At 59.7% G+C, this 290-nt stretch carries 1 protein-coding gene; it reads right to left on the reverse strand.

All coding sequences use genetic code 11. The annotated features are described in order from the left end of the window. Positions 1–234: hypothetical protein (locus SB771_RS34045; RefSeq protein WP_410721923.1), on the reverse strand; the 234-nt coding region annotated here is incomplete at its 3' end. Positions 235–290 lie beyond the last annotated feature (56 nt).

Here is a 290-nt window from a genome sequence, read left to right on the forward strand (position 1 = left end):
CGCGAGCAAAACTCCCAAAGCCGACTTGCCACTTCCATATGGACCGCCCAGTTTCCAAGCCCGCTGGGCATACCCATGCGTGAGCGACTCGCCAATCTGCTTCAGTGCCGACAGCGCATTCGGAGTCAGAAGATAGCCATCGATCGCCTGCGCGTCGCGAAGGTCGCGATCGAGCGAAATTGAGCGAGTATGGCGCCCTTCCAGCTTCAGTCCGTCGATGATTCGGTCATGCATATGCGTTGGCCTTCTGCGGTGCCCGCAGCCAATACGAAGCGTCGATGCGCTCCGGT

The sequence above is a fragment of the Burkholderia sp. SIMBA_051 genome (assembly GCF_046534915.1).
GTDB lineage: Bacteria > Pseudomonadota > Gammaproteobacteria > Burkholderiales > Burkholderiaceae > Burkholderia > Burkholderia ambifaria.